Source organism: Fusobacterium varium (assembly GCA_021531615.1).
GTDB lineage: Bacteria > Fusobacteriota > Fusobacteriia > Fusobacteriales > Fusobacteriaceae > Fusobacterium_A > Fusobacterium_A varium_C.
The window spans coordinates 1-16,315 of sequence record JADYUE010000050.1 but is presented as its reverse complement, the minus strand read 5'-3'; the positions used below and the strand labels follow the sequence as shown (position 1 = coordinate 16,315).

At 29.3% G+C, this 16,315-nt stretch carries 15 protein-coding genes and 1 pseudogene; 8 read left to right on the top strand and 8 right to left on the bottom strand.

The window, feature by feature from the left end; all coding sequences use genetic code 11:
• Positions 1-150 precede the first annotated feature (150 nt).
• Entirely contained in the window at positions 151-996 is an 846-nt protein-coding gene (locus I6E31_11285; GenBank protein ID MCF2640544.1) for a DMT family transporter, read from the bottom strand.
• A 531-nt stretch (positions 997-1,527) separates the two neighbouring features.
• Here I6E31_11285 and I6E31_11280 point away from each other — a divergent pair.
• The 4 genes from I6E31_11280 to I6E31_11265 all read left to right on the top strand — a co-directional run bounded on the left by I6E31_11280 (position 1,528) and on the right by I6E31_11265 (position 5,242).
• Positions 1,528-2,592: an HDOD domain-containing protein gene (locus I6E31_11280; GenBank protein MCF2640543.1), complete on the top strand. Its 1,065-nt coding sequence runs from the start codon at positions 1,528-1,530 to the stop codon at positions 2,590-2,592.
• 116 nt (positions 2,593-2,708) lie between these two features.
• Positions 2,709-3,968: a carboxypeptidase gene (locus I6E31_11275; GenBank protein MCF2640542.1), complete on the top strand. Its 1,260-nt coding sequence runs from the start codon at positions 2,709-2,711 to the stop codon at positions 3,966-3,968.
• Positions 3,958-4,758 (top strand): DUF3100 domain-containing protein, encoded by an 801-nt coding sequence (locus I6E31_11270; protein MCF2640541.1) that lies wholly within the window; start codon positions 3,958-3,960, stop codon positions 4,756-4,758. The genes I6E31_11275 and I6E31_11270 overlap by 11 nt, the downstream gene beginning before the upstream one ends.
• Positions 4,748-5,242, top strand: coding sequence for a hypothetical protein (locus tag I6E31_11265; GenBank protein MCF2640540.1), 495 nt, complete (start codon positions 4,748-4,750; stop codon positions 5,240-5,242). Before I6E31_11270 ends, I6E31_11265 begins: the two co-directional genes overlap by 11 nt.
• A 275-nt stretch (positions 5,243-5,517) precedes the next feature.
• Here I6E31_11265 and I6E31_11260 read toward each other — a convergent pair whose 3' ends face one another.
• Positions 5,518-5,775 (bottom strand): hypothetical protein, encoded by a 258-nt coding sequence (locus tag I6E31_11260; protein MCF2640539.1) that lies wholly within the window; start codon positions 5,773-5,775, stop codon positions 5,518-5,520.
• A 129-nt stretch (positions 5,776-5,904) separates the two neighbouring features.
• On the opposite strand from I6E31_11260, the gene I6E31_11255 reads away from it, so the two are divergent.
• Both I6E31_11255 and I6E31_11250 read left to right on the top strand, forming a co-directional pair.
• Complete coding sequence (locus I6E31_11255; GenBank protein MCF2640538.1) at positions 5,905-6,633, top strand: hypothetical protein; 729 nt, start codon at positions 5,905-5,907, stop codon at positions 6,631-6,633.
• 520 nt (positions 6,634-7,153) lie between these two features.
• Positions 7,154-7,861, top strand: a pseudogene (locus I6E31_11250) (IS256 family transposase).
• A 173-nt stretch (positions 7,862-8,034) separates the two neighbouring features.
• Here the strand turns inward: I6E31_11250 and I6E31_11245 are convergent.
• The 4 genes from I6E31_11245 to nadA are packed head-to-tail and all read right to left on the bottom strand — an operon-like array spanning position 8,035 to position 11,627.
• A complete protein-coding gene (locus tag I6E31_11245; GenBank protein MCF2640537.1) occupies positions 8,035-8,538 on the bottom strand; it encodes a transcription repressor NadR in 504 nt (167 codons plus the stop codon).
• Between the two features lie 18 nt (positions 8,539-8,556).
• Positions 8,557-9,408 (bottom strand): carboxylating nicotinate-nucleotide diphosphorylase, encoded by an 852-nt coding sequence (nadC, locus tag I6E31_11240; GenBank protein MCF2640536.1) that lies wholly within the window; start codon positions 9,406-9,408, stop codon positions 8,557-8,559.
• Complete coding sequence (locus tag I6E31_11235) at positions 9,408-10,706, bottom strand: L-aspartate oxidase (protein MCF2640535.1); 1,299 nt, start codon at positions 10,704-10,706, stop codon at positions 9,408-9,410. Before I6E31_11235 ends, nadC begins: the two co-directional genes overlap by 1 nt.
• Positions 10,707-10,721: 15 nt before the next feature.
• Positions 10,722-11,627, bottom strand: a complete 906-nt coding sequence (gene nadA, locus I6E31_11230) for a quinolinate synthase NadA (protein ID MCF2640534.1) — start codon at positions 11,625-11,627, stop codon at positions 10,722-10,724.
• Between the two features lie 521 nt (positions 11,628-12,148).
• Here nadA and I6E31_11225 point away from each other — a divergent pair.
• Together I6E31_11225 and I6E31_11220 are read left to right on the top strand one after the other, a co-directional pair.
• Positions 12,149-12,859, top strand: a complete 711-nt coding sequence (locus I6E31_11225) for a 2-phosphosulfolactate phosphatase (GenBank protein MCF2640533.1) — start codon at positions 12,149-12,151, stop codon at positions 12,857-12,859.
• A gap of 102 nt (positions 12,860-12,961) precedes the next feature.
• Positions 12,962-14,515: a nitrite/sulfite reductase gene (locus I6E31_11220; GenBank protein MCF2640532.1), complete on the top strand. Its 1,554-nt coding sequence runs from the start codon at positions 12,962-12,964 to the stop codon at positions 14,513-14,515.
• Between the two features lie 43 nt (positions 14,516-14,558).
• On the opposite strand, the gene I6E31_11215 is transcribed toward I6E31_11220, so the two are convergent.
• A complete protein-coding gene (locus I6E31_11215; protein MCF2640531.1) occupies positions 14,559-15,557 on the bottom strand; it encodes a 2-hydroxyacid dehydrogenase in 999 nt (332 codons plus the stop codon).
• 218 nt (positions 15,558-15,775) lie between these two features.
• Positions 15,776-16,315, bottom strand: a 540-nt coding sequence (locus I6E31_11210; GenBank protein MCF2640530.1) for a hypothetical protein, incomplete at its 5' end; no start/stop codon positions are given.

Genomic DNA, 16,315 nt, shown 5'->3' with positions numbered 1-16,315 from the left:
AGATGAGTGTTACTCTCTCTTTATTCTTTGACATGGAATTTAGCTGATATTTAAAATATAAGTTTTGTTAATTGAACTTAAAAAGATAACTTAGTATTATAAAAATTAAACTTTAAAGTAAATAACTTAATTTTGAGTAAAATGAAAAATTTACACTATCCCAGCTAGTATAACACTTATAAATAGAAGTATAGCCCCTATATATCCTTGTTTAGATAACAACTCCCCAAGAAAAATATAAGCAAATATAGCAGAGAATACAGGCTCGAGTGACAGTATTATTCCAGCTTGAATTGCACTTGTATTTTTTAGAGCATATATCTGTATTATATAACAAAAAGCAGTACAAAACACCCCAAGTATCACTATTACTCCCCACACTTTCAAATCACTTGGCACAGTGAAATTTTCCAAGAAAAAAGAAAGAATAAAATTAACCACAGCAGTTATTCCCAGTTGCAATGCACCAATAGCTACTGAGTCAGCAGATTTTGGTATTCTCTCCATAATCAGCACCTGTACAGCAAAGGAAGTGGCACAAAGTATACACAATATATCTCCCTTATTTATTGTAAGTTGCTCATTAAGTGTAAGGCAAACTATACCAATAGTTGCTAAAATAACACTTAAAAGAAGTTTAACCTTAATCCTCTTCTTTAAAACTACAACAGAGATCAAAGGTATCATAACCACCGATAAGCTAATAAGAAAACCAGCATTTGAAGCAGTTGTATACTGTACCCCAAAAGTCATGGACAAAACTGCAATAACTGCTAATACTCCCAAAATAATAGAGTATTTTATAACTGTTCTATCAGCTTTTCTTATTCTCTTAAAGAAAAATAGAGCCGTTATAATAAAAGCTGTTCCAAATCTAAGAGCAGTAAGATTAAAAGGTTCTAACTCTGCAACTGCCATTTTAGTTAAAAAATAGGTTGATCCCCAAAATAATGCTACTAATACAATAAGAAAATTTGCTTGTAACTGCTTATTCATATATCCTCATCCCCCTTTTGAGAATTTTAACTATTTGCACTTCATATCCCTTTAAACCTCTATTAAGTTATTAAAATTATAACATAATTTCTATTTACAAACAATATTTCTAGTAGATAAGATTTTTAATAGGAAGTTATTTTTTAACTAAAAAAATGTTATAATAAGATAAAAAATTTAGATATTTTATCAAAAAAATATAATATATCTCATTAAATTTAATTTTCCAGTGTATCGTTAGGTTTTGATAAAGTACCTTTATTATTTATGTTAATTAGTCAATTTTAGTTATCTAAAGTTCTTTTTAACATCAAGTTGCTTCCATGTCAGTGAATAAAGAATCTCTATTGCTTATTCCGTTGAAAATGCAAAACTCGGCTTCGCCTCAAACACGTTGCATTTTCTTAACTTCATCTCGCTAAGAGCTTCTAATATTCACTTCCAAATTACATCAACTTGATGTTAGGGATAGATTATTTTATTTTAGATTTTAATAACAAAGATTTTTTATTAAATATAAAAGGAGAACATATGAAAAAAATTGTTATTTTTGGTGATAGCATTGTTGAATGGAATAGAAAATTATCATATATAAACTATGGACAAGCTGGTTATAGAACTAGAGATGTCTTTTGGCAACTAGAGGAGCTTGAGAATTTAGATGGGGATTTGGGAATACTGATGGTAGGAGTTAATGATATTCTATGTGGATATGAGTTAGATTATACTTTAGATTATTATAAAAAATGTGTAACTGAATTGAAAAAAAGATTTAAAAAGCTACTATTGATAAGTATGCTCCCAACTGATGATATAAGAGTAAATAGATGCTCTATTATCTTAAATAAAAAGTTGCAAGAGCTATATAAAGATGAGTTCTTTGATATTTATAATAAATTTTTAGATAAGGATTTGATTGCTAATAGATACACAACTGATGGAGTTCATTTGAACCATTGTGGCTATGAACTTTTAAACTTCTATTTAGAAAATAAAGTTGATAAAATTCTCTACTATCCAACTATTGAAGAGGGAGAAAAAGAGTTGATAGAGGCAGGAAAATTGAACCCTGGCAGATGGATTGGACACTCTCAACATGCTGCACTTGCTTGTAAAAAAATTGCTGAACATTGCCCTCATTTAGATAGTGAAAAAGCTTATCTTGTAGGGTTACTCCACGATATTGGACGTAGAATTGGAATTGTACAAGAAAAACATATGATTGAAGGGTATAAATATTGTCTTTCTAAAGGGTGGACAAAATTAGCTCAAACTGCTATATCTCATGGATTTATGCTAAAAGATATCAAATCTTCAGTTGGTAAATGGGACGTATCTGAAGAAGATTATAAGTTAGCTAGTAAAATTATAGAAGAGGCAGAGTATGATGATTATGATAGATTGATACAGATGTGTGACAGCTTAGCTTTGCCAGATAGATTTTGTTTGTTGGAAACAAGATTTATAGATGTAGCTTTAAGATATGGGGTCAATGAGCATACAACTGAAAAATGGAGAAAGATTTTAGAGATTAAAGAGTATTTTGATAAGGTAACTGGAATGGATATATATGATATTTTAGAGGTTAGAAGATAGTTTTATTGAAGAGAGTTAATCTGTTTGGCTCTCTTTTTTTATTAAAATAATAATTTGAAAAAATAGTAATTGATGTTATAATATCCCTTGTTAATAAATTCAAAAGGAGGTTTTAAATGGAAAAATTTACAGAAATTCTTAATATAGCAAATGATATATACTTACATCCTGAGTTAGGTTACAAAGAGAAGAGAACATCTGATATTGTAAAAAACTATATATTGAGATATATGCCAGATGCTAATATAATTGGATTTTCTGAAACAGGGTTAAAAATTAATATTGGAAAAAGAAAACATATTCATATAGGTTTAATTGCTGAATTAGATGGAGTTTTTGCTCCAAGCCACTTTCATGCTGATAAAACTACTGGAGCTGCTCACAACTGTGGACATTATTCACAAGTTGCTATATTGTTAAATGTTTTTAGAACTTTAGTAGAAACAGAGATATATAAAACTTTTGATTTTTCATTAGGATTTATCTTTGTTCCAGCAGAGGAGTATCTTGATTTAGAATATAGAAAAAAATTGAGAGAAGATGGAAAGATAACATATTTTGGTGGTAAACCTGAGGCTATGAAATTAGGTGTTTTTGATGAGTTTGATATGTGCATTGCTGTTCATTCAATGGGGGGAGTTTTTGAAAAGAGAAGTATAGAGATAAACTGTGATTTAGCAGGGTTTATGTATAAAAACTTTACTTTTAAAGGAAAAGCCTCTCATGCAGGTTTTGCTCCTCAAGCTGGGATAAATGCTTATAGCATCTCAACTCTTTTCAATGTAGCACTTGGACTTTTAAGACAACAAGTTGATGAAAGATATATGCCAAGAATGAATCCTGTAATTTTAGAATCAAATATGGGAGTCAATGTTATTCCAAATAAAATTAGAATAGGTTCTGATATAAGAGCAAATTCAATAGATTATATGTTGGAACTTTCTCATAGACTTAATATGATAGGAAAAGGATCTGCTCTCTCTTTAGGTGGAGAGGTTGAAATTGAAAGTAGTCTAGGGTATCCTCCATTTAATCAATCAAGATACCTTTCATCTTTTGTAAAATCTGCCTTTGAAAAATTTGATAGGATAGAGTTTTGTAAAGATAGTTCCCCAGTAAGTGCATCTGGAGATATAGGAGATCTTGCCTTTATGATTCCAACTATTCAAATAGGGTATAGTGGTTTCAAAGGTACTATTCATGGTGATGATTTTATTCACGATGATGTTGAGTATATCTTTTCAATTTTCCCAGAATTTTTAATAGAAGTTTTAAAAGAGATGGATGGAAAAATTGATAAAAATCAGTTATATAAAAGAAGTTATAAAGAATATGAAAAAATAATAAAACAATTTGGAGATAACGATGAAAAATAAAAATTTAATATACCTTATAATATTTTCAGTTATAATAATACTTGTATCTGAAATAATCGGTTTTAGAATCCTAAATTTAGGAAAATTTAAGATAGGATTACTTCCTCTTATTTTTGCTCTGATTTTAACTATGATATTTGCAATACAGATCTTTAGAAAGGGAATTTTCAGCAAAATCTATACAGAAGAAAATGTCAACTTTGCAGGAAAATATCTTATTATAATTATGTTACCTCTTATGGCAAAATATGGAGCCGATGTTGCTCCTAGATTAAAAGAGATCTTATCTATTGGTTGGATATTTTTATTACAAGAACTTGGAAACTTAGGAACTATTATCTTTGGACTTCCTGTTGCAATTTTAATTGGACTTAGAAGAGAGGCTATCGGTTCAACTCTTGGACTAGGGAGAGAGGGAGAGTTAGCATATATATCAGAAAAATATACTCTAAACTCTGATGAAGGTAGAGGGGTACTTTCAATGTATATCTTTGGAACTCTTTTTGGTGCTATCTTCTTTAGTATAGTTGCTCCTATATTCTTAAATATGGGGCTAAAAGTTGAGGCTCTAGCTATTGCATCTGGAATGGGATCAGCTAGTATGATGACTGCATCAAGCTCTGTTCTTGCTGCAATACACCCAGAACATGCTGAAACTATTAGAGCTTATGCTGCTGCTAGCCAACTTTTAACAAGCTTTATTGGAACATTTACAATGGTATTTTTAGCAGTTCCATTACAAAGATTCCTATATAGAAAATTGACAGGGGAGAAGAGAGATGAAAAATAATACACTTTTAAATTATATGATGAAAAATATATTGATTCTTTTACTAAGTCTTTCACTTATTCTTTTTACTCAATGGGTAAAAGTTATGAAATATGGTGAGAAAGGACCTCAAATAACTATATATACTTTCTTAGGATTACTATGTTTAGGGGCATTTGCAGTTATTGGGCTTTTAATTCAAAAATCTTTAGAAAATTGTAAGATTAAATTTATAAGAGATTTCCCAATACTTGGGTGGGTTTCAATTACATCTCTTGTATTTTGTATGTTAAGCAGTAGTGTTATTAAGGCTATTTATGCAGTTGATTTTCTTTCAATAACAACACCTATTCTTACATATGCTGGTATCTCTGTTGCCAATAGACTTGGAGATCTTAAAAAACTATCTTGGAAAATAGCTATTACTGGGGTTTTTGTATTTATAGGTACATATTTAGGATCTGCACTACTTGCACAATTTGGGCTTTTTGTGGTGGGGAAATAATAGAAAAAATTTTTTTATACTTATACTAAATTAAATAAATTATAAAGTTTTGTTCTCTAATAAGATTCTGTTAACTAAAAATGAAAACTAGCTCAAAGAAGTTTAAAAAGGTATTTAGAATGTCTCGAAAATATTTTATCTCTAAAAAGAGTATCACAAAAAGCATAGATGTCTATGCCTAAAAAATATTTTCTTAAAATCTTAGAATAAAAGTAAATTACTCCTTTGAAGTTTCGAATATTTTACACCAGTTACTCTTGCAGGAGTTTCTCCGTTTAAAACTTAGAATTAATTTCTTGAGCCAAAGGTTCATAAAAGACAGATTTCTTTAAAACGACATGAATATGATTATAATTTTTAGAATTACATTTAAATCTGGAATAATGTTCATAATCATGATGTAAATAAGTTCCTGCGCCGCAAATAGAGCATTTTGGATAATTGAGTTTTTGTTTTCCTGCTTTGTCCTTTCCATATTTATATAAATTTTTGGAAAAACATTCAGAACAGCAAATATTAAAATTTTTAGACATAGTTAGTAACTACTCCTTTCATTTTAGGGAGGATATAATATTTCTGGCAATTTATTATACCTTAAAGGTTAGGAATAGTTCACATAAATTTAAGTTAACAGATACCAAATTATATTAGGAGGGAGTAATATGAAATTAATCATTTTAACATTATTAGTAATATTTACTATTTATAGCTTTTTACGCTTTTTCAATACAAAAAATTTATATGAAATTATGGTTTTTGGAATTGATAAAAATAAAAATCCGACAGGAAAGTATTATAATCTTAAATTTAAAAAATTTCTATTTTCTTTACCAAACAACTTAAAAAACATTGTATATTATTCTGAAAGATTCTACAATGTAAATAATTTAGAGGAAAATGAACAAATAGAATTAAGTTTTTCTTTTTATGTCAAAAATATAATATTTCATAGACTTTTTAACAATAATTTTAATGAAAGTATTGGGTTTATTGATTTTAAAAATTATATAAAGCAAAAATTTTCAAATTGTGAAGTAGATTTTGAAAAAGAAAATTTTGATAAAAAAGTTTTCCATTTAATGTTCGAAATTGATAAACAGTATTTTGTTAATCATGGAAGAAAAGAAGTTAATATTAATTCTTTTTTTAATTTAAATAAACTTAGCTATCATTACGATGAAAATAATAAATTTACTCCTTTGCTTTCTTATATTACTAAAAATGATTTTGGAAAAGAAGATACTATTATAATTAATTTTGAACATTTTATTTCAGATTATGAAATAATAAAAATATATAAATATAAATCAAAAAACAACAAAGTAGAAGTTGATATTTCTGAATTTCAAAATTTTTTATATTCTTTATTTAGAGAATGTAACCAACATTGAAAACTTTAAAATAAGTCTATACTACTATATAGCTTAGTGATATAACAATGTATATTGCTTTTGATTACCCCAAAAAATCGAGTTACAATAGCCGTTCTTTAAGAAGAGGGATACCCTCTTCTTTTTTGTTACATTAATAAAAAAATATGTTATAATTTATTTGTAAGAAAACTTATATGTTGACTTTTAATGTAATATTTTTATAGTAATTTCAAAGCGTCTAACTATACTAGTTTAAAATAATTCTTCATAAGTTAACTATTTTTTATCAATAATTAAGGTTTTCTTTACATTTAAAGTGAGGAATTACCTCTCTTCATTTTTGTTGATTTACATTGCTAAACAGTATATACTTAGAATGAGATAATGTATCGGGGTGACTTTATGATTTATTTTTTGATTACTTTGATAATATGCTATTATTTCGGAGCCTATATTCTGCTTTTTGGTATTGTTCTTTACAACTATGGTCTTATATAAAAATCGCTCTTATTATTTCATTAATATGTATTGATATAAAATTGTTCCTAAGTATTCTCGCGATATTTCTAATTTAGAAGAAAAAGTTATCTCTATGTATGGACTAGGAATGTCTACAAGAGATATTAACAAGCATATTCAAGAAATTTATGGAGTTGATGTTTCTGCTGAAATGGTAAGTAAAATTACAGATAAAATTATTCCTTTAGTGGAAGAATGACAAAATAGATCTCTTGAAGATATTTACTATTTCACTTTTTTAGATGCTATTCATTTTAATGTAAAAGAAGATAAATCAATTGTAAAGAAAGCTGCTTATGTAATTTTAGGAGTTAATTCTGAAGGCAAAAAGGATGTATTAGGTATTTATATTGGTGGTAATGAATCTGCTAAGTTTTGACTTACAGTTTTAAATGATTTAAAAAATAGAGGAGTCAAAGATATATTAATAGCTTCAGTAGATGGATTAACAGGATTTTCAGATGCCATAAAAGCCGTGTACCCTCATACAGATATTCAAAGATGCATTATTCATCAAATTAGATATACATTAAGCTTTGTAAGCTACAAAGAGAAAAAAGAATTTGCTAAAGATTTAACGGAAATCTATACTTCACCAAATGAAGAAACAGGATATTCAGCGCTTCAAGAATTGAAAGAAAAATGGAAAACAGGTTATGCAAAAGATTGGGCAATGATAAAGGGACAATTGGCAATAGAATATAAAGAAAGACTGAAAGGCTTTTAATTTCCTTTCAGTCTCATCTTAAATTAAAAATTAATAATCAAGGGATGATAAATTCACAAAATTATTTACGTTCATTTTTATTTTATCATACTTTGTATATAATAAAAAATATTTTTAAATAAAAAAAGCAAAAGTAATTACACCTTTGCTTTTTTATTTTTCACCCTTTTCTTTTATACTATATACCCCTTCTCCCTTAACTCATCCTCTATCATATCCAAAACCTTTTCACTATCAGCTTGTACTGTGTGAAAATGTCTACCAGAAGTTAAGTTTTTCAAAGGTGTAGAACTTCCATTCTTTATCTTCTCAATAAACTCCTTTACAGCTCTCCTATTATTAATCCCAAGCTCTGCTTTTAAATTTCCATATACCTCGTGTCTGATAAAAACATCAACTACTATTCCACCTAAATCAACAATAGTATTTAACTCATCCTCTATCTGATCATCACTATGACAAGTATCAAAAACTCTAGTATAAAAAGCAGATTTTTGAAGAATATATCCCCTTGTAGTAGAAAATATATCATAATTTTCAGCTCTAAGAAGTGCTATATCCTGAACAATCACCTGTCTACTAACTCCATATCTCTTAGCAAGTTCTGTCCCTGAAATAGGCTCATTTATACTTTTTATTAGATTTATAATCTCATTACGTCTCTCTTTTCCAGTCACGACTAATTCTCCCTTTCCTTATAGCACACGAAGATTTTTTAGAGAAACATCAAGTATTGGAGCAGAGTGAGTTAAAGCTCCACTAGAAACATAATCCACCCCAGTATCTATAATAGTTTGGATATTCTCCTTAGTTATATTACCAGAACACTCTGTTACAGCTTTACCTCTAGTTAATTTAACAGCCTCTTTCATCATCTCTGGAGTCATATTATCTAGCATTATAATATCAGCTCCAGCATCTAGTGCCTCTTTTAACATATCTAAATTCTCAACTTCAACCTCAATTTTTCTCACAAATGGTGCATATTCTTTTGCCATTTTTATTGCATTTGCAACTCCACCAGCAGCATCAATATGATTATCTTTTAGAAGTATTCCATCAGATAGATTATATCTATGGTTATTTCCACCACCAACTTTTACTGCATATTTTTCAAATATTCTCATATTTGGTGTAGTTTTTCTTGTATCTAAAAGTTTAACTGAGCTACCTTCTAGTAATTTTACCATATTATTAGTATAAGTTGCAATACCACTCATACGTTGTAAGTAATTTAGTGCAGTTCTCTCTCCAGAAAGTAAAACTCTTATATCCCCTTCAACTTCTCCAAGAAGATCACCTTTTTTAACTTTATCACCATCTTTAAAATATAGCTTTGTTACAGTTTCTCTATCTAAAAGCTCAAATACCCTTTTAAAAATTTCAAGTCCTGCAATTACCCCATCTTGTTTACAGATAAGTTGAACAGTTCCAAGCTTTTTCTCTCTCATTACAGAGTTTGTAGTTATATCTTCACTTGAAATATCCTCTTTTAATGCCATTAAAATAAGATCATCTATATTAACCCCAGCAGTAACTATATTCATTATGCTCTCTCCTTTTCTCCCCTATCTTTTTCTATCTCTTCTAAAACAATAGATCTATATTTTTCAAATAGAGATTTTTTATCATTATATTTTCCTAAATCTATATTATAATCTGTATTTGTAACCTCATCTTTATGAGCAACTATATCATTAGCAGCTCTCTCACCAAAAACTAAAGTTTCTAATAGTGAGTTACTTGCAAGACGATTAGCTCCATGTACTCCGTTGCAACTTGTTTCCCCAACTGCATATAGATGTTCCATAGAAGTTTTACTATTTAAGTCAACATCTATTCCCCCCATAAAGTAGTGTTGAGCAGGTACAACAGGTATACACTCTTTCTCTGGATCGTAACCTTCCTCTCTACATTTTTTTACAATATTTGGAAATCTCTTTGTAATATCTATACCCTTTTCAATAATAGGTCTCATATCCAACCAAACAAATTCTGTATTATCCTTAGCCATTTGCTTTCTTATAGCTGCTGTCAATCTATCTCTAGGAATAAGTTCATCTGTAAAACGTTGAAAATTTTTATCATAAAGTAATGCCCCTTCTCCCCTTACAGATTCAGAAACTAGGAAACTTCTTCCCTTTTCCTTAGTAAATAAAGTTGTAGGGTGAATTTGAATATAGCTAATATCCTTTAGTTTTACATTGTGTTCTGCTGCTATTGCAAGGGCATCTCCAGTAAGATGTGGGAAGTTTGTTGAGTGTTCATATACTCCACCAAGTCCCCCTGTTGCTAAAACTAAGTTTTTACAATAAACTGCTTGAACTTTTCCATCATCACTTTCAATAATTCCACCAACACACTTATTGTTATCACTTATAATATCCAAAAGAGTTGTATTAGTTAAAAGTGTTATATTTTTTTTCTTTAATACATGAGATAAAAGTTTTTGTGTAATCTCTTGTCCTGTAATATCATCGTGATAGGCTATACGAGGTTTTGAGTGTGCTCCCTCACGAGTATAAAGCATCTCACCATTTTTAGTAGCAAAATCCACATCATAACCAATTAATTGATTGATAGTATCTCTTGATGAGTTAATCATTATCTCAACAGATTCTTTTTTATTTTTATAGTGTCCAGCCTTTAAAGTATCCTCAAAAAAGCTATCAAAATCATTTTCATCTCTTAAAACACAGATTCCACCTTGAGCTAAGAAAGAATCACTCTCTTCTAAAGTAGATTTTGTTATCATAAGAATATTCATATCTTCAGGTAGGTGAAGAGCTGTAAAGCATCCCCCTGCTCCTGTTCCTGCTATAATTACATCATAATTTCTATTCATTTTCATTTCTCCTATTTATTTAGAAAGCTCTAACATCTTTTCTAGTGGTTTATAAGCTTTTTCAATCTCATCTTTTGTCAATCTAACTTGAGGTTCATTAGTTTCAAATGCTTTTATAATTTTATCTAAACTTATTTTTTTCATATCTTTACATTGAAACTCTCTAGGGATATAGAACTTTTTATCTGGATTATTCAATCTTAATTCATATAGAATTCCATCTTCAGTACTGATAATAAACTCTTTATTACTGCTATTTGCCACAGCTTTAATTATTCCAGATGTACTTCCTATATAATCAGCTAGTTCAACTACCTCTTTTTGACACTCTGGATGTACCATAACTTTAGCCTCTGGGTGAAGTTCTTTTAATTTTAAAATATCCTCTTTAGTTACCTTAGCATGTATAGGGCAACATCCATCATTTAAAATAATATTTTTTTCTGGAACTTGAATTGCCACATATCTACCTAGATGTTGATCTGGTATAAAGAATATATTCTTGTTTGGTAGATTTTTAACTATCTTTAAGGCATTTGCTGAGGTTACACATACATCAGAGTATGATTTTAGTTTTGCAGTTGAGTTTACATAACAAACTACTGCTACATCTTCATTGTTAGCTTTAACTTCTTGTATCTTCTCAATACTAGCCATATGTGCCATTGGACAATCTGCCTCAGCATCTGGAAGAAGTACAGTTTTCTCTGGGTTAAGTATTTTTACACACTCTCCCATAAATGAAACTCCACACATAACTATTACATCTTCTTTTAGCTCTCTAGCCTTTTCACTTAAAAAATATGAGTCCCCTATATAGTCAGCAACCTCTTGCACCTCTGGTTCTGTATAGTAATGTGCAAGAATTACACCATTCCTCTCTTTTTTCAGTTCTGCTATTCTCTCTATCTTTTTATTCAAGGTTTTTCCTCCTGTATATACAATAAATTTTACATCTGTCTTGTCACTAAATAAGAGTATAGCACATTAAAATATATTAAATCAAGAGAATATTATAAAAAAATAAGGCACTCTGTTTTAGAGTACCTTATAAAAAAAGCCCATAAGGGCAGGGGTGTTGATTACATTTCATTTTTTAGAAGATTTTCTAAAAAAGTAACATAACATTACCACGATGATGAATACAATTGTAACTCCACCATCTAAGTTAATGTTTTCAATGTAAATCATAAATATACCCCCTATGATTTGAATAATACTGTCCAGCCACGGACAGAATAAAAGCACTCAACAAAGTGAGTGCCTCTATCCTGGCAATGTTTTTTATTATTCAAATCATAATACCTTATGGGTATTTATAATTTAATTATAAGCTATAATTATTAAAAAAGCAAGTTCAAAATAATCCCCATAATTTTTTGGAAAAAATATAGGAAAGTAGTATAATACTATTGCAAATTTAATATATAGGAAGTGAAAAGATGAAAGTAGATGTTATACTTACAGCTGGAGAGATAAAAGCTGAAAAAATTAAAGATAAAATTGTAGTAATCATTGACGTATTGAGGGCAACAAGTGTTATGGTAACAGCCATTGCCAATGGAGCAAAGGCAATATATCCATATAAAGATATTGAAAGTGTATTGGAAAATTGTAAAAAATCTGATTCATATGTTTTAGGTGGAGAGAGAAAGGGGCTTAAAATAGAGGGATTTGATTTTGGAAACTCACCTCTTGAATATACAAAAGAGATGGTTAATGGTAAAGATGTATTTATGACTACAAGCAATGGAACAAGAGCCATTGAAAGTTCTGCCAATGGTTCAAAAAAACTTTTTATAGCTTGTTTTTTAAATATCGAAAGTGTAGTTAATAAATTAATAGAAGAAAATCAAGATACAGTAATAATCTGTTCTGGTACTAATGATGAGTTCTCTCTTGATGATGCTCTATGTGCTGGGGAGATTGTGAGAAGATTAGCTGAAAAAGCAAAGGATATAAAATTGAGTGACATTAGCTTAGGAGTTAAGATTATTGCTGAAAATTCAAAGGGAATAGAGGATACATTGACTGGAAGTAAGCATTTTGAATATCTAAAATCAATAGGTTTCTATGGAGATATGAATCATTGCTTTAGTATAGATAAATTTGATATTGTTCCTGAATATAGAGATGGTGTTATAAAGAATTAATCATATCTATGAAATTTTTTTCAAAAAAGTGAAAAAAATATATACAAAAAATAAAAATTGATATATAATTGTATGTAAACACTTTTTTGTAAGGAGGATTTCATGGATAAATTTAATAATATATTAAAACAGGAAATTGATGATTTCCGTAACTTGGGGCATAGATTTTTAAAGAAAGAGATTTCAGTGGGAGATTTTAAAGGAAAATCAGGTGGTATGGGAGTTTATGCTCAACGTGGTGGAGAAAAATTCATGATAAGACTTCGTACTAACTCTGGAATTCTTCCTTTAGAACATCTAAAATTAATAACAACATTTTTAGACAGATACAATATTCCACGTTTACATTTAACAACAAGACAAGCTATTCAACTACATGATTTAGGAATTGATGATGTTTGTGATATTATGAGTGAATCAATTGATCACAATCTTTATACTCGTGGTGGAGGTGGAAACTTCCCAAGAAACGTATCACTTTCAGTTATGTCTGGAGTTGAAAAAGGGGAGTATTTTGATGTGACACCTTTTGCACATGAAGTAAGCAGATATTTAATGGAGCAAATTACAACTTACAAACTTCCTAGAAAATTGAAAATAGCTTTCTCTTCTAGTGATAGAGATGATTCAAATGCAACTCTTAACGATTTAGGATTTATGGCAACTGTAAAAGATGGACAACCATTCTTTAGATTATTTATAGCAGGAGGGCTTGGAGGTAATCCAGCACCATCTCTTCACTATGATAAATTAGTAGAGCCAAAAGATATTCTTTACCATGTAGAGGCTATGACTCAACTATTTATGGCAGAAGGAGATTATCAAAATAAAGCAAAAGCTAGAACTAGATATATTCCTAGAAGAATGGGAGTAGAGGCTTTCTTTGAATGCTATGAAAAACATCTAGCTGAGGCAAAGTCAAAATTAAGCTTAGATGTGAATATTCCTATTGAACTATCAACAACTTTAGAGAAATATAACCACACTTTAAAAAAAGATTCTTGTATTATACCTCAAAGACAAGATAATCTATACTCTATGGTACTTCATCCATTAAATGGGCAACTATTATCTACAACTTTTAAAACTCTTGTGGAATTTTTAGATAGAAACCCTAACTGTGAGGCAAGACTTAGCATGAATGAAAACATCTATGTTAGAAACTTGACTGAAGAGCAGATAAAAGAGCTTTTAGAGTTAACAAAAGATGTTAGAATGTCAAATAAAGTGCAACAAAGTGTAAGTTGTATAGGAGTTCCTACTTGTCAAATGGGAATTGAACAAAGCCAAAAGCTTTTAAGCAATATATTGGAATATCTAAAAGAAAACAATATTCCTGAAGAGTATATTCCATCAATTCACATATCAGGTTGTCAAAACTCTTGTGCAAGACATCAAGTTAATGAGATTGGTTTTGCTGGGGGTAAAAGAAAAGTTGGAGATGCTTTAGAAGATGTTTTTGATCTATATGTTGGTGGTATTTTCAGTAGAGAAAAAACAATGCTTGGTGAAAAAATAGGAACAATTATAGATAGAGATATCCCTAAATTTATAGGTGATTTAGGAGTTAAATTAGCTGAGGAAAAGATCTCTTTTAGAAGTTTCTTAGAGAGAAAAGAGGAGTTTTTAGAAATAGTTAAACCTTATTTAATTTAATAGCAACAAAAAGAGAGTTCGTATAATGAACTCTCTTTTTCAATTATTTTACTTCATTAATTAAAGGTTTTCCCTCAATAAAGTCTTTTATATTGTCAAGTGTAGTTTTTGTAATTGCCTCAACTGCTTCCTCTGTAAAGTAAGCTTGGTGAGAAGTTATAAGTACATTGTGGAATGAAAGAAGTCTTCCAAGAATATCATCTTCTATAACTTTATCTGATAGATCTTCAAAGAAATACTCAGCTTCCTCTTCATAAACATCAAGAGCAGCAGCTCCAACTTTTTTATCTTTTAATGCCTCAACTAAGTCAACAGAGTCAATTAATCTTCCTCTTCCAGTATTAACAATCATAACCCCATCTTTCATTTTAGACATTGATTCTCTATTGATAATATATTTAGTTTCCTTTGTCAATGGACAGTTTAAAGATATAATATCAGAGTTTGCATAAAGAGTATCTAAATCTACAAACTCAAAACCTAACTCTTTAGCTTTATCATAATTTGGATATGGATCATAAGCAATTACATTCATTCCAAAACCTTTTAATATTTTAATAAGAATTTGAGCAATCTTTCCAGCTCCTATGATTCCAGCAGTTTTACCATATAAGTCAAATCCCATAAGTCCACTTATTGAGAAGTTCCCCTCTCTTGTACGAACATATGCTTTGTGAATCTTTCTATTTAAAGCTAGGATCATACCCATAGTGTATTCAGCTATTGAGTAAGGAGAGTAAGCAGGAACTCTCACCACTTTAAATCTATCTTTTATATGTCTTAAAGAGATATTGTTATACCCAGCACATCTCATAGCAAGAAGTTTTACCCCATTTTCAGCTAAAATATCAATTACCTCTTTATTAATTGTATCATTTGCAAAAGCACATACAATCTCATACCCCTTTGAAAGATCTGCACTTTCCTCATTTAATTTCCCCTTTAAGAATTTCATTTCTAAGTTATAATCTTTCCCAAATCTTTTGAATAACTCTTTATCATATGATTTGATATCATAGAACAATACTTTTTTCGCTTCCATCTAAGTCCTCCATTTCTGTTTATGGATAGATTATATCATCTTTAGAAACTTTTTCCTAACAATTCTTTATTTTTTAAATAAACAATATGTTTTAATACAAATTTTATCTTTTTTGTTCTAATTCAATAGTTTTTATTCTATTTATTTTTCACTCTATAAACATAAAAAAAAGCCTTCTATAAGAAATTTAACTTATAGAAAGCTATTTTTATTTTTGTCTAATCTTTATTATAAAATTTATTGTATAGTAAATAATAAACTGATGCAGACCAACTAAAGTTAGAACAATGTAATCCCTCTCCAGTTTCAGGATTATAGTTTTCTCTAATTGCTCCCCCTTCTAATAATCCTTCTGAACGTTCAAATAGTTTAACAGTTAATTCTTGTGCCTCTTTTGTATATCCATAATTATCTAAACCAATAACTCCAAAATATGCTTGGTCAAGCCAAACTGGTCCTCTCCAATATTTAGTTGGATTGTATTTAGGGTTATCTTTTGCAGCTGTTGGGAATGGTAAATAAGTATTCATAACATTTTCATCTAAAATATTTTTTACAACCTTATCTGCTTTCTCTTTATCTGCTGCATTTGCCCATAATGGAATATATCCCTCAGTTCCTTTTCCTCTGTTTACTAAAAGTTTAGTGTTTCCATCTTCATCAAATTGTAAATCATAGTAGTATCCAGTTGCCTCATCAAACATCTTATCATTTATATACTCTTTTAATTGAGCTGCTGATTTATAGAAGTTTTCACT

Excerpts from the sequence above, each read along its gene's own strand:
- I6E31_11285 (MCF2640544.1), bottom strand. The coding sequence starts at position 996 with ATGAATAAGCAGTTACAAGCAAATTTTCTTATTGTATTAGTAGCATTA.
- I6E31_11280 (MCF2640543.1), top strand. The coding sequence starts at position 1,528 with ATGAAAAAAATTGTTATTTTTGGTGATAGCATTGTTGAATGGAATAGA.
- I6E31_11275 (MCF2640542.1), top strand. The coding sequence starts at position 2,709 with ATGGAAAAATTTACAGAAATTCTTAATATAGCAAATGATATATACTTA.
- I6E31_11270 (MCF2640541.1), top strand. The coding sequence starts at position 3,958 with ATGAAAAATAAAAATTTAATATACCTTATAATATTTTCAGTTATAATA.
- I6E31_11265 (MCF2640540.1), top strand. The coding sequence starts at position 4,748 with ATGAAAAATAATACACTTTTAAATTATATGATGAAAAATATATTGATT.
- I6E31_11260 (MCF2640539.1), bottom strand. The coding sequence starts at position 5,775 with ATGTCTAAAAATTTTAATATTTGCTGTTCTGAATGTTTTTCCAAAAAT.
- I6E31_11255 (MCF2640538.1), top strand. The coding sequence starts at position 5,905 with ATGAAATTAATCATTTTAACATTATTAGTAATATTTACTATTTATAGC.
- nadC (MCF2640536.1), bottom strand. The coding sequence starts at position 9,408 with ATGAATATAGTTACTGCTGGGGTTAATATAGATGATCTTATTTTAATG.
- I6E31_11235 (MCF2640535.1), bottom strand. The coding sequence starts at position 10,706 with ATGAATAGAAATTATGATGTAATTATAGCAGGAACAGGAGCAGGGGGA.
- I6E31_11225 (MCF2640533.1), top strand. The coding sequence starts at position 12,149 with ATGAAAGTAGATGTTATACTTACAGCTGGAGAGATAAAAGCTGAAAAA.
- I6E31_11220 (MCF2640532.1), top strand. The coding sequence starts at position 12,962 with ATGGATAAATTTAATAATATATTAAAACAGGAAATTGATGATTTCCGT.
- I6E31_11215 (MCF2640531.1), bottom strand. The coding sequence starts at position 15,557 with ATGGAAGCGAAAAAAGTATTGTTCTATGATATCAAATCATATGATAAA.